Below are 12720 nucleotides of genomic sequence, written 5' to 3'. Positions count from 1 at the left end.
AATTGTGTTTTTTTTGAACTATCGCGAACTTTCTATCAGAGAAGCAGTCTTAACTATTGCCACTGCTTTTCTTAGAAGTCCCCATATTGGAGAGCCCGTTAACCCCGCCTCTATTAGGTTCAAGGTTACCGGGTTTTTTCTTGCCTGAAATAAAAGAAAGTCATTGAGCAGTAGAATGGTTTGTAACGAGCAATAAAAAACCCACATCTCTGTGGGCTGATTAAAAAGGTAGCTCTTTTTTCTCGATTATCGAGGTATCTGCCACTTGTGACCTTCAATCGGCGGATTGTCAGGATCATTTACGTAGCTCGCTTTAAGCTCATCGATGTAACTTAAAAGTCGTGCCTTAACTTCTTCATCTTCCTCGGCATTAACCTTTTTGGTGACGTTGGTCAGAACTTTCCCTGCGGCAATCACACCAAGACGGTTAAGGATTTCTGATAAAAACAAAACTGTTATTTGGTCGCGGCAAGACTGTTCGAAATCTTTAGTGGTAGTCATGTTATATCCCTTTATAAAAGGTTTTAACCTAAAATATTGATTTTTCAGCTGTGTTTAGCGCCTAGACAGGCAGTAAATTTCAAAATCAAAGGATCCCTACATTTGCTCAATCCAGGTCTCCATTTTTTAATGGTAATCATACTTAATTAAAACTTACCAATACTTAGCATACTAAGGTAAAAACATATTCGATTACAAGGGGTTGGCAAACTATCTTAATCCAGCGTAAATCTTGAAAGTTGGCTCGCAGTGCACAGGAAAGTTTAAAGAGTTCGCCACATAGCAAAGCTCATGCGCTTTATGATGCAAATCCGTTGCCAATTCGATATTCGTCTCTGGCTTTACGGTCACTTCCGGCTTCAACACAATGCGAGTAAATCTACCCTTTTCTCCTTCTACCATGGTTCCCTCTGCGTGATCAACATAAGCCTCAACAATAATTCCAGCCTCGGCACACAGGTGCAAATACCACAATTTATGGCATGCTGATGCGGACGCCACCAGCAAATCTTCAGGATTCCAACGCGTTGCATCCCCGAGGAAGGCGGGATCGGACGATCCTTGGATATCGCTTTTTGAATCCGCACTGATCACATAATCTCGTGCATAAGCTTTGTAAGAAGAGGTGCCAGTGCCTTTATTGCCAATCCACTCGATTGAAACCTGATAATGATGTTCACGCGCTTTCATTTTTTAAACCTCAGAAATAAGGGGCAACAATATTTTCGTCATTAAACGCACGTATCACGGCAGGCCGGGAGACAACCAGATTAAGAAGCTTATTTAAACAGGGTCTGACTCGCGCAGGATAGGCCAGGTCGCTGGTCCAGCGAGAAAGCATCAAGAGCAATAAATCGACAGCGCTGCAATGTTTACCCAAAAAATAAGGACCTGTCGCAAAAGATTGGTATTCTACCAACTGATTTTCAATTAAATCTAGCATGCCGGAGATATTTTCATAGGCACGCACTTTGACCCCTGCCTTATCACTTTCGCTGTAATGCTGCGGGTTGAAATAAATCATCAGCTCAGCTTGTAGATTACTCGTCAGGAAAAATAACCATTTATAGAAGAGGCCGCGCTTTGTGGTTCCCAATGCAGGAGCGAAGTTTTTTTCTGGGTGTTTATCTGAGAGATAAAGGCAGATTGCAGCAGTTTCAGTGATTTTTACATCCAAATCTATCAATAGCGGGATTTGGCCCATAGGATTTAGCGCCAGATATTGCGCAGTTTTATGTTGATTATTTTTTACATCGATAGGGACTAACTGATAGGGGACATCGAGTTCTTCCAAAAGCATATGCGGGGTCAGGCTAGCTTTACCTCGGCAATAATAGAGCTGATACATTCAGACTATATTCTCCATGCTTGCGAACTTAGCCAAACAGCTCGGTGAACTGCGGTTATTGATTTCAGCATAACCTGCCCTTGCGAGCAAGCTAGAAGCTATTTATAGGACACCTTTGTGCGTTCCGCAAAAGTTCGAAAGTCGGAATGTGCTAACGAGCCCCAATCACTACAACTCGGATAGCGATTGCCATCCGCCGCAGGTAATTTGAGTCGTCCCCTTTAGTGAATAAGGATTTAATACCGGCTGAGGTATCAAGGAGATGCAACGCCAAATCCTGAGCGCTGATCCCCTGCTGCTGCCAATGAGTGTCTATGCCAGCCCGAGAAAGCGCATTCGCCAATATTTCCTGCACTTTGGTCTGAAAACGAGTGATCAGATGCCGCTCTTTAGAATGCGCGACAGCCATTAATTCGGCGATATTAGCCGCCGATGAAACAGCGCCTTGCTTTCCACAGAGAACATCAAAAATCTCGGATAAAATATCCTCGATTGCATCGTTTTGATTATCAGCAACATTCTGTATCGCAATCAACAAATCGTGGGTCATAATTTCTAAGGCCGCACGAAAAAGCTGTTCTTTATTACGAAAATAAAGATGAAGCGTCTGCCTTGATACTTTGGCCGCTGTTGCGATGTCCTCCATCGAGCATTTTTTATAGCCAAATTGGTAAAAGACTTTAATGGCTTCGGTGAGAATAGCTTTCGAAAGCGGTTGAAAGTAGGGTTCATTAGCTTGGTACATGAGTTAGTTCTTATTGGCGTAGCCAAGCAGATAAAACGACTGGCGCTCAACGTTAGAGGACCACGAAGCTTTAGAAGGAAAGGTATTTTACTTTACAGTCTCGATTACCTTTGTCAATTTTGTTTATTTTATATTCAAGCCATCAGGGCAGAGCGTTGTACACTGCCCTGATTAACTTGGTTATTCGCGTATTTCGGCGTTTACTTCTGTGTCGGCTGAATTGGATTTATTGCTGGAGTAGATAAAGAATAGCGCAATCCCCAAACAAATTACCGCACCTAAACGCGTCAGCGAGAAGTGAATAGTCTCATTGCCTAACCAGCCAAAATTATCAATCAGCATACTCATCGCCAACTGACCGAAAATTACTGCTACGGTGGCTACCGCCGCACCAATGCGCTGTACCGCCAGCACCATAATGACAATATAAGGCACGCCGCAAAACGCCCCCAACAGCTGCCATTTGGGCACATCCAGCAGGGTCAGATCATGCTTCGGTTCAAAGAAGAAAATTAGCAATGCCGTAACCAAGGCTCCTATTGAAAAAGTCAAAAAAGCGCTGCCAAAGACGCCAACCTTGCTGCCCAGCTGGCCATTGATTGCTGCCTGAATACTTAAAAATGCACCACCGACCACGGCCAGAAGGATCATTAAAACAGTCATGGATTCACCTTAACCTTTGGCCACAAGAACAAGCGCGGCAACAATAAATACCAACGCGATAATGCGTTTATTATCAATTTTTCGGTGAGCGGTACCAAAAAGCCCATAGTGATCAATTACCAGACTTTTAAACACCTGACCGGCGAGAATACCAATCATGGTCATGGCAATACCGATGGCAGGAACGGCAACTGTCAAAATAACCACATACACCGGGCCGAGAATTCCTCCTATTAGTTGCCAGGCTGGCTGGGCGAAAAACGATGGACTATTGCGTGGACTGAAAAATAGCATCTGCAAAAAGGTCAGTGCTGCCCCGACACCAAAGATGCTGAAAGTCGCCCACAGATCCCCGACTTCACTCCCCAGTGGTCCTAATAATCCGGCTTCAACGGATAACCCCATCCCGCCTGCCACGACGAGTAATATAAATAAAAGCTGCATTAAACAGTCTCCAATAATGTAAGTGGAGAATGATAAAGGAATAGAGGTTAGTGAAAAACAGCATAATATAGGAAACACTTGTGCAGAAATTGAGATAGTAACAGTGAAATTTGTTGTGGATTTTGATAAGCGATAAATTTTTTCTTAGCCAAGTAAGTTAAACTGACAGCGTTAACTTCAATTTTTGCGCGCCACAATCCTGCGAATAATTTTCCCGGATGACTGACTCACTACTTTCTCATCCATTAGCAGCTGCGCTCCTACCAAACCATTGATTACGATACGTTCGTCAAAAGCAGCATACAGTCTTCCCTGTTCGTCACGGCGATCTTCTTCCTCCGTCACCCGCCAGCTAAGGTATAAAATACCTTGACTTTTTAACAGATTAAGCAGTTTGTGCACTGAAGGCTCAATAAGGTCTATTGGCAGATGCATGATGACTGTTTCACAAAGCACATTTTCAAAACTTTCTTCCACCACGCCGGTTAATTCCGGCAGTGCTGAATAAAAAAGTGTTAATTCAGGATGGTGTCTATGGGCTTCAAGTAATAGTCCTGTAGAAGCATCGACGCCAACTGTCGGATAACCATTAGCATTTAGCCAGGCAGCATCACGCCCACTGCCGCACCCAACGTCAATAGTTGGGCCTTGAGTAAAGAATGTCTTAATGGTCTCATGCAAATCATTGCCAATCGGCTGTGATTCCCATTCTTCCGCGTAATCAGCTGCTTGCTGATCGTAGGTGGCAAGCGTTCTACTATCCATTTGATACTCGCTCTTTTTAAAAGGTACGGGTTTATCTGCACTCTGCGGGATAATTCACACCGCGTTTCTCAATTGCTTCAGTTTGACTCGCTGGCTAAAAAAATACTCCACTGCGCGTCAACTAAACAGTTTTCACCCAGGCAGAATGTTAACGAATTGTTTCATTCAGTGGTTTTCGTTAAGCCAACGAAGGAATTAATTTATTGACGGCATAATGTCTGGCTGACATATTGATTACATGAATATTTTTAGCGCACTGACTTACACAACCATCACAACGACTACCTTTTACGGTGGGTCGCAGGTTGTTGTGCGCTGGTAAACAACAACCTCAACCCCGCCAACCATGGCAGGGGTTAAGTTAGCTCCTGACATTTGCGGCTCAATCAGGAGAACACCATGCAACCTCACTCTCAAGTAAAAAAAGCCCTGCTAGTTATCGATATGCAGCTGGGCCAATGTTCAGTAGAACCGCTGCCATACCTGCGCGATAATCTGCTGAACAATATCAATCAACTTATTAGCCATTTTCACCAGATTGACCAGCCGGTGTTTTTTATCCGCCATGCGGGTCCAGCCGGATCACCTTTTGCCGCAGGTGAAGCCATTTGGAATGTGATTCCCGAATTAAATATCGACCCGTCACGAGATATTTATATCGATAAGTCGCGCGCCAGCTGTTTTGACGGTACTTCCCTGGCAAATCAGCTCCAGAAAAAAGATGTCCAGGAAGTCGTTATTGTTGGTCTTAAAACTCAATATTGTGTTGATACTGCCTGTCGCTCAGCTCTGGCCTTAGGCTTTAAGCCGATTCTTATCTCTGATGCACACAGCTGCGTTAATACCCAACAACTTGCCGCAGCGGATATCATTGCTCATCACAATGCCTGCCTTAATGGTCCAATCGCACGCGTAATGCCGACTGTGGAATTCTGTCAGCTTTCGATTTAAGAATTAAAATTGAATAATTAAAATGTTAATAAATGGACAAGCTTAAACTTGTCCATGTTTAGCCCTTTGATTTTTCACCAACTGATTGTTTATAATTAAGAATATTCCTGAATATTGGCGATATTAGCAGCAACATTCTACTCCCTTAAGTTTTTCTTAATTTTTATCCTGTATTTTCAAGGGTGTTGGCTAACTATATGAAGGTTAAATAAGGCGCAATTTAAGAGTTTTATACACTTTACTGATGCCCTCGGAAGCCTTAACGTTGAACTGAGTTAATTTTTAACGGTCAGCTTTTTAGTAAACTTGTAGTTAATCTTTTAGTTAATAATTTCCGGCGCCTATTTTGCCGACAATAAGATGAGGATATATATGGAGCAGCTCAATCACCAGCTGTTTACCTGGATTAATGCGACGCCCAACTCGCCAAAATGGCTGTTGGATATCGCCTTGTTCCTGGCAAAAGATATGATTTTAATCGTGCCCGCGTTAATCGTGGGACTTTACCTGTGGGGGCAACACCACAACATCAACCCCCAACGCACTCTGGTGACCAAAATCGGCATTGCATTAGTGTTTGCCATGGCTTTTGCAAGAGCAATATCGGAGCTATTTCCTCATGCTCGTCCGTTTATGGAAGGCTATGGTTATACCTTTATGCATCATTCGTCCGATAGTTCCTTCCCGAGCGATCACGGCACAGCGATCTTTACCTTTGCCCTCGCCTTCCTGTTCTGGCATCGCGTCTGGTCGGGAGCTGTGCTGCTGGTGATCGGTTTGGGTATTGCCTGGTCTCGCGTTTACGTAGGTGTTCACTGGCCGATGGATATGCTCGGCGGCTTCCTGGTTGGCATTCTGGGCTGCCTGTTTTCACAGCTGGTCTGGAACCTGTTCGGTACACAAATCAGCAGCTTGCTGGATAAGTTGTACCGCTTTAGTTTTGCACTGCCGATTCGTAAAGGCTGGGTTCGCGGATAAGCAGGCCTGATAGAAAACAAAAAGGCGAGGATACGATCCTCGCCTTTTTTGCATTCTGCGTTTTAATAAACGTTATGAAGCTGACTTACCAAACACGCTGGCAAATAAACCGCTGACTTTCATCATCACAAAGTCCCAAATGCGGCTAATGAAACCGCCCTCGGGAACATCAGCCTTGGCCACCAGCGGACGCTGCTCGATAACTTTGCCATCAAGTGAGAAGTTGATGGTACCTACAACCTGATTCTTGATGATAGGAGCTTCAAGCTGAGGGCTGTTCAGGGTGAAGCTGGCTTTGAGATTTTTTAGCTGCCCTTTCGGGAAGGTCAGCGAGGCATCTTCAGCTACGCCCAGAGGTACCGTTTTCTCTGCGCCAAACCAGACGCGTTGAGTAGTAAATGCATCCGCGGCTTTGATTGGCGTAATAGTTTCATAGAAACGGAAACCCCAGGTCAGCAGTGATTCGCTTTCGCTAAAACGCACGCGATCGCTAGGGGCTCCCATAACAACCGCGATTAAGCGCATGCCGGTTGAATCCACGGCGGAAGAAACCAGATTATAACCTGCACCCGAGGTGTAACCGGTTTTGATGCCGTCGACGTTTAAGTTCGTGCTCCACAGCAGGCGATTACGGTTAACCTGACGAATGCGGTTAAAAGTGAACTCTTTTTCCTTGTTCATCGCGTATTCTTCAGGCGTATCGTGGATAAGCGCCTTGGATAACAACGCCATGTCTCTCGCCGAGGTGTACTGGCCGTCAGAGTCCAAACCGTGAACCGTTTTAAACTGAGTATTGGTCAGGTTCAACTGCTGTGAATAACGGTTCATCAGGCCGACAAAGGCATCCTGACTGCCGGCAACGTAATCGGCCAGCGCAATGCTGGCATCGTTGCCCGATTGAATCACCACTCCCTGATTCAGTTCGGATACCGGAACCTGATCCCCTGGTTTGAGGAACATCAAAGAAGAGCCGCGCAGCACCGGATTGCCGGTCGCCCAGGCATCTTTACCAATGGTAACCACGTCTGTGGAGTGAATTTTGCCTGATTTTAGCGCCTGCCCTACCACGTAGCTAACCATGATTTTACTCAGGCTGGCGGGGTCCAATCGTGCATCTGGCTGCGACTCGGCAATGATCTTGCCGCTGCCATAATCCATCAGCACCCATGATTTTGCGTTAATTTGAGGGCCAACAGGTGCGGCCGAAGTTGTTGTGGAAGGGGCCGCGATTTCGACAGATTTTGCCGGAGCAGTATCAGCATGCGCAGCAGGAAACGTCAGCAACAAAGCCGTGCCGCTGAACGTACAAAGAAGGTTCCGTTTGGATAAGAAAGAGATTGTCATAGGTTATTAGCGCTTTTGTCCGGGTAACTGAATTTTGTTTATCTTTCAATCAGGTCATGAACTCTACCGGTATAAAAATTACCGTTTTATTCGCAGATAAGAAACTCCCCCAATGTAAAGTTTCTTTGAATAGTAGTCATAATTGCACTTTTGTCTGCTCCTGAAAGCGTAATTATGCGAATTCTGTCGAAAAATCTCGTCTGCACTGCAATGAAGAGCGTTAGCTTAGCGAGAGAGTAGCCCATAAATCTAAATAATTTATCAACATATTAGCGAATATCATATAAATATCAGGATTGGCGGAATTTCACTCCCTTGAAAATGTCGATAAAAATTTTCTTAATTTGCCTTACCCTTCACAAAATTTTCCGCTAACCTAAAATGACATCGTCCTCTATCGCGGGAAGTGGGTTATGGATTTAGCGCTGTTCGATCTCGATAAAACGCTGATTAGTGATGACAGCGCCAGCCTGTGGCTACATTGGCTGGTTTCTCAGGGCTATACCCCGACGGCCAGTTTGCAGTATCACCAACAGCAAATGCACCCTGTCACCCACTATTCTGATACCCCTCCCGACCCCGACATCATTGCCTCTTATTTAAAACTGACTCTGGCACCGATGAGTGGCTACCACTGCCACACCGTGGCCGGTTGGGTCGAGCGATTTGTGCATCGGGATATCATGCCGCGAATCTATCCTCAAGCCCGTCAGCAGATGGCCTGGCATCGGGAAAGAGGCGATGTGATCGCTCTGGTTTCTGCCTCGGGCGATCATCTGGTGGCTCCCATTGCCAGAAGACTTGGCTTCGAGCAGGTATTTGCCTTGCAGGCCGAGATAAATAGTCATCCACGCTGCTTTACCGGCAAAACCACTGGCGATATCACTTTTCATGAGGGCAGTGTTCGACGCCTTGAAGCCTGGTTGTCGCAGAGCGGAACGCCGGCATTTAAAAAAACCTACGCCTATAGTGACTCGATATTTGACCTACCACTGTTGGAGTTTGTTGATAAACCCACCGTGGTCAATGGCTGTAAGGCGTTGCGTGAACACGCCGAAATCAACGGTTGGCCTGACCTCAGCTGGCTGCGTCACCCAGTGCGCCAAACCGCTACCTCGTAGTTCATCATCACTCAATCTACTGATTTACAAATTAAAATCTCGCTCAAAGGCCGCAGCTTCTCTGGCCAGTAGTTCACAGCTGAAATCGATAAATTGGCTGAGTGCGGCAGAACGATGACGCCCAGCCTGAGTCTGAAGCTGTAAGGTGCGATGGCTAAGTTGCTCAATATTAATGGATTTCATTACCAGCCCGTCAGCGCGAGCATTGAACATCACCGAAAAATGGCTGCATGCCACAATCGCCCCCGGCGTATTGAGCATGAAATCATACAGCGTACTAAAACGATTACAGCTCAGTGCTGGCTCAAGGAAAATGCCATTCATACGACACGAGAGGTCAAACAGCTGCCCGATGGTGCTGCTCGGCTCATTCAACGCCAGCGGATAAGCGCGCAAATCACCTAAGCTAACCTCCTGAATAACAAGCGGATGATGGCTAAGCATTGCCAGTCGAACCGTCGCCGGATGCGAGGCCAGCACTTCAACACCGCGCTCCGGCGTCAGGCTAAACTGCAAGGCCAGATCACAATCGCCGCTGCGGATCATCTCCGAAACCTGCAACGCCGTGCCGACATTGAGATAAAACATCACCCCAGGATTGATTGCCCTGAAACGCGCAAACATTTGCGGCAACAGGCTATACGCAGGACCGTCTGTACAGGCCATGCGGATCACCGTCCGGCGCACCGCTTTCAGTCCCTGAATTTCTGCAATCGCAAAATCCATGTCCATCATGCTTTTACGTACATGATTTTCAAGAATTTGTCCGGCATCGTTCAGCACCATTCCCCGCGCGTGCCGCTCAAACAGCGTGGCGCCAATCCTGGTTTCGAGTTGTTGTATTTGTCTACTGATAGCAGAAACGGCAACAAACAGCTGTTTGCTGGCGGCGCTCAGCGATCCGGTATTGGCGACCGCCAGGAAATAGCGAATTTCGTTACTGTGCATTTTTGCCCCTGAATCGTGCATGCCCCGATTTTGTGCATGTCAGCGTTATAATTAAAGCAACGCTTCATTGCAATTATTATTATTGTGGCAACGCTGTGTTTTCTATTAGATAGAACGAGTAGTCAAACAACATAAAAATAATTAACACAACCTCGAGACATTTAATGACAGTGGAAAAAGCAGTTAAACAAGCCATGAGCTGGTTCGATAGCGGCGAATTCAAAGCCGTTTTGGCACGACGCGTCGCGCTGGCGACAGAAAGCCAGTCCACCGAACGCGATGAAGCTATCCAGCGTTACTATCAACAAGAAATCAACCCGGCGCTGCTGGCAATGGGCTTTGAACTGCAATTCATTGATAATCCTCATGCAGTTAATCGCCCTTTCCTTATTGCCACCCGTATTGAAGACCCGGCTTTGCCTACGGTGTTGAGTTATGGCCACGGCGACGTGGTATTTGGCGATGACGAAAACTGGAGCGAAGGGCTGGACCCATGGGTGCTGTTTGAAGACGGCGACCGCTGGTATGGCCGTGGCAGCGCCGACAATAAAGGGCAACACAGCGTCAATCTGGCTGCCATTGAGCAGGTTTTTGCTGCTCGCGGCGGCAGTCTGGGTTTCAACTGCAAACTGTTGTATGAGATGGGTGAAGAAATTAGCTCACCAGGATTGGCCGAGATTTGCCAGACCTATCAGCAGGCCCTGAGCGCCGATGTGTTTCTCGCCTCCGATGGCCCACGCCTGAGCGCCGAACGCCCTACGCTATTCCTCGGCTCGCGCGGCGCGGTGAATTTCCGCCTGTCGGTCAATGCCCGCGACAAAGACTATCACTCCGGTAACTGGGGCGGCCTGTTGCCTAATCCGGGCACTTTGTTAGCTAACGCGATCGCCTGTCTGGTCAATCAACAGGGTCAATTACAGGTCGCAGCGCTCAAGCCACCCGCTGTAAGTGCAGCCATTCGTCAGATTCTCAGCGATATTGAGGTTGGCACTACGCCTGGCGATCCGCAAATCGATGTTGACTGGGGCGAGGCCGGTCTCACCCCGGCCGAGCGACTGTTCGCCTGGAACCAGATGGAAGTGCTGTCGTTCCTGACGGGTAACCCTGCACGCCCGATGAATGCTATCCCGGGCAAAGCCACAGCAGTGTGTCAGCTGCGACACGTGGTAGGAACTGACTGGCAAAACCTGCAACAGCACGTGCGCCAACATCTTGATCAGCATGGATTCCACCGTGTTGAGGTCGAGTTTTTGCGCGGTTCTCCGGCTACCCGTTTTGATCCCACTGACCCATTGGTGAGCTGGGCGCTGGAGGTAATGCAACACAGCAGCGGTAAAAAACCGGCGCTGTTGCCTAATCTTGGTGGCTCGCTGCCCAACGAAGTATTTGCCGATATTCTGGGACTGCCAACGCTGTGGGTGCCGCATTCCTATCCTGCCTGCGGTCAGCACGCCGTCGATGAACACATGCTGATTTCCATTACCCGCGAAGGTCTGCAAATCATGACTCGCCTGTTCTGGGATTTGGGCGAGCGCGGCAACTCGCTGCTTAAAGCTCATCATGAGCACGCGGCTAAAACTGGCGGTGAAGCATGAGCCAGCTCTCCTCTGCAACCACGTCCAGCGGAGCCGCCAGCGCAGTCAAGCCAAGCCTGACCAAAACGCTGTTTGTAACCTGTATCGGCAACGCGCTGGAATGGTTCGATATCGCCGTTTATGGTTTTTTTGCCGCCTATATTGCTCGCGCCTATTTCCCGACGACTGATCAGACCGTTTCACTGCTGCTGGCGTTTGGCAGCTTCGGCGTTTCGTTTCTTATCCGCCCGCTGGGCGCTATCGTACTCGGCGCTTTTGCCGACAGGGCAGGTCGCAAGGCCTCGCTGCTGGCCTCTATCAGCCTGATGATGGTGGGCAGTTTGCTGATTGTTATCACGCCCTCCTACGCCACCATCGGTCTGGCCGCTCCGCTGCTTATTTTGCTGGCACGCCTGATTCAGGGCTTCTCGGCGGGCGGTGAGTTCGGCAGCTCCACCGCGTTTTTGGTGGAACATTTCCCGGAACGCAAAGCCTATATTGCCAGCTGGCAGTTTGCCACCCAAGGTGCCAGTACCCTGCTAGCCTCGGCGTTTGGCCTCGGGCTGTCGCAGTGGCTGTCAGAGTCACAGATTCAGGATTGGGGATGGCGCATTCCTTTCGCCTTCGGCCTGTTGATTGGTCCGGTAGGTTTGTATATTCGTCGCAACATTGAAGAAGCCGAGAGCTTTGTAAAAGCAGACAAAACGGCCAAGCCTTTAAATACTCTGTTTGGCCAGCAAAAAACTCTGCTGTGCATGGCAATTGGCCTGATGGTGGTCTCCACAGCGGTCAATTATATGCTGAACTATGTTCCGACTTACGCCACTAAAACGCTGCATTTTTCAGGTCAAGTGGCTTTCACCGCCACGCTGCTGGCTGGGGTCATCCTTACCGTCGCAACGCCCTTGATGGGGCTGTGGGCTGAAAAAGTGGGTCGATTGCCGCTGATGTGGGGAGCGCTCATCCTGCTGCTGGTGACCATTTATCCGGGTTTTTGGCTGATGATTCACTACAACACCGCCTTCGCACTGGTGGCTTTGGTGTGCTGGATGGCATTACTGAAGTCGGTATATTTCTCGGCGGTACCCTCGATGATGGCGGACCTGTTCCCGGTTACCACCCGCGCCAGCGGCATGGCGATCGGTTATAACATCGCAGTAACGGTGTTTGGCGGCTTCGCGCCGTTTATCTGTACCCTGCTGATTACCGCTACCGGCAGCAAGCTGGCACCGAGCTATTACCTGATGATGGTAGCTTTGCTCAGTCTGTGGGCGCTTATCAAGTCACAGCAATCCCGCCGTTAATATCACACCCTCGCCGATGACAACCGGCGAGGGA

General features: G+C 48.0%; 14 protein-coding genes. 5 read left to right on the top strand and 9 right to left on the bottom strand.

Going from position 1 to position 12720, the window contains the following annotated elements; translation table 11 throughout:
* Positions 1 to 246: 246 nt before the first annotated feature.
* The 7 genes from AB3G37_RS10520 to AB3G37_RS10490 all read right to left on the bottom strand — a co-directional run bounded on the left by AB3G37_RS10520 (position 247) and on the right by AB3G37_RS10490 (position 4466).
* The gene (locus AB3G37_RS10520; RefSeq protein WP_009636300.1) at positions 247 to 501 is read right to left on the bottom strand and encodes a hypothetical protein; all 255 of its coding nucleotides are present in this window, start codon (positions 499 to 501) and stop codon (positions 247 to 249) included.
* Between the two features lie 210 nt (positions 502 to 711).
* Positions 712 to 1191, bottom strand: a complete 480-nt coding sequence (locus AB3G37_RS10515; protein WP_369790645.1) for an OsmC family protein — start codon at positions 1189 to 1191, stop codon at positions 712 to 714.
* Positions 1192 to 1201: 10 nt separating this feature from the next.
* A complete protein-coding gene (locus AB3G37_RS10510; RefSeq protein ID WP_369790644.1) occupies positions 1202 to 1849 on the bottom strand; it encodes a glutathione S-transferase family protein in 648 nt (215 codons plus the stop codon).
* A gap of 151 nt (positions 1850 to 2000) precedes the next feature.
* On the bottom strand, positions 2001 to 2594 hold the full coding sequence (locus tag AB3G37_RS10505; RefSeq protein WP_369790643.1) for a TetR/AcrR family transcriptional regulator: 594 nt from the start codon (positions 2592 to 2594) through the stop codon (positions 2001 to 2003).
* Between the two features lie 180 nt (positions 2595 to 2774).
* Positions 2775 to 3257, bottom strand: a complete 483-nt coding sequence (locus tag AB3G37_RS10500) for a DMT family transporter (RefSeq protein WP_369790642.1) — start codon at positions 3255 to 3257, stop codon at positions 2775 to 2777.
* A gap of 9 nt (positions 3258 to 3266) precedes the next feature.
* Positions 3267 to 3701 (bottom strand): DMT family transporter, encoded by a 435-nt coding sequence (locus AB3G37_RS10495; RefSeq protein WP_369790641.1) that lies wholly within the window; start codon positions 3699 to 3701, stop codon positions 3267 to 3269.
* A gap of 177 nt (positions 3702 to 3878) precedes the next feature.
* Positions 3879 to 4466: a class I SAM-dependent methyltransferase gene (locus tag AB3G37_RS10490; protein ID WP_369790640.1), complete on the bottom strand. Its 588-nt coding sequence runs from the start codon at positions 4464 to 4466 to the stop codon at positions 3879 to 3881.
* A 399-nt stretch (positions 4467 to 4865) separates the two neighbouring features.
* On the opposite strand from AB3G37_RS10490, the gene AB3G37_RS10485 reads away from it, so the two are divergent.
* Positions 4866 to 5417 (top strand): cysteine hydrolase family protein, encoded by a 552-nt coding sequence (locus tag AB3G37_RS10485; protein WP_369790639.1) that lies wholly within the window; start codon positions 4866 to 4868, stop codon positions 5415 to 5417.
* Between the two features lie 372 nt (positions 5418 to 5789).
* Positions 5790 to 6395, top strand: a complete 606-nt coding sequence (gene ybjG / locus AB3G37_RS10480) for an undecaprenyl-diphosphate phosphatase (protein ID WP_369790638.1) — start codon at positions 5790 to 5792, stop codon at positions 6393 to 6395.
* A 72-nt stretch (positions 6396 to 6467) separates the two neighbouring features.
* On the opposite strand, the gene AB3G37_RS10475 is transcribed toward ybjG, so the two are convergent.
* The gene (locus tag AB3G37_RS10475) at positions 6468 to 7739 is read right to left on the bottom strand and encodes a serine hydrolase (protein ID WP_369790637.1); all 1272 of its coding nucleotides are present in this window, start codon (positions 7737 to 7739) and stop codon (positions 6468 to 6470) included.
* A gap of 413 nt (positions 7740 to 8152) precedes the next feature.
* On the opposite strand from AB3G37_RS10475, the gene AB3G37_RS10470 reads away from it, so the two are divergent.
* Positions 8153 to 8860 (top strand): HAD family hydrolase, encoded by a 708-nt coding sequence (locus tag AB3G37_RS10470; protein WP_369790636.1) that lies wholly within the window; start codon positions 8153 to 8155, stop codon positions 8858 to 8860.
* A 24-nt stretch (positions 8861 to 8884) separates the two neighbouring features.
* Here the strand turns inward: AB3G37_RS10470 and AB3G37_RS10465 are convergent, their stop codons facing one another.
* A complete protein-coding gene (locus AB3G37_RS10465) occupies positions 8885 to 9808 on the bottom strand; it encodes a LysR family transcriptional regulator (protein ID WP_369790635.1) in 924 nt (307 codons plus the stop codon).
* Positions 9809 to 9972: 164 nt separating this feature from the next.
* On the opposite strand from AB3G37_RS10465, the gene AB3G37_RS10460 reads away from it, so the two are divergent.
* Both AB3G37_RS10460 and AB3G37_RS10455 read left to right on the top strand, forming a co-directional pair.
* Positions 9973 to 11403: a M20 family metallopeptidase gene (locus AB3G37_RS10460; RefSeq protein WP_369790634.1), complete on the top strand. Its 1431-nt coding sequence runs from the start codon at positions 9973 to 9975 to the stop codon at positions 11401 to 11403.
* On the top strand, positions 11400 to 12686 hold the full coding sequence (locus AB3G37_RS10455; RefSeq protein WP_369790633.1) for an MFS transporter: 1287 nt from the start codon (positions 11400 to 11402) through the stop codon (positions 12684 to 12686). The genes AB3G37_RS10460 and AB3G37_RS10455 overlap by 4 nt, the downstream gene beginning before the upstream one ends.
* Positions 12687 to 12720: the final 34 nt, after the last annotated feature.

Source organism: Rouxiella sp. WC2420 (assembly GCF_041200025.1).
In the GTDB taxonomy this organism is placed as follows: domain Bacteria; phylum Pseudomonadota; class Gammaproteobacteria; order Enterobacterales; family Enterobacteriaceae; genus Rouxiella.
Note: the sequence above shows the minus strand (reverse complement) of the source record. Positions and strands in the feature narration are given on the sequence as shown.